Here is a 257-nt window from a genome sequence, read left to right as displayed (position 1 = left end):
ACTGCCGCTCCCACAGAAAATCCCTCTCAGCGCACTATTTTGTCCACCTGAATCCCCAGCTTCTTCAGCCGATACCAGAAGCTCCTTTCGGAAATCCCGATCTTCGCCGCGGCTGCGGCCTGCACGCCGTTGCTCTCCTGCAGCGCCGCCAGAATGTAGCCCTTCTCCACCTCCGCCAGCGCCGCATCCAGATCCTGGGGCACGTCCGGGGCGTCGCTGCGCAGCACCGTCTCGGCGGGCCTTGAGGCATACAGGTA

General features: G+C 63.4%; 1 protein-coding gene. It reads right to left on the bottom strand.

What is annotated here, in order from left to right; translation table 11 throughout:
- Positions 1-26 precede the first annotated feature (26 nt).
- Positions 27-257 (bottom strand): helix-turn-helix domain-containing protein (locus AC0608_RS13820; protein WP_478289480.1); only part of this gene is annotated, 231 nt, incomplete at its 5' end.

It is taken from the genome of Flavobacterium sp. GNP008 (genome assembly GCF_056428965.1).
This window is presented reverse-complemented; position numbering and strand designations above follow the sequence as displayed.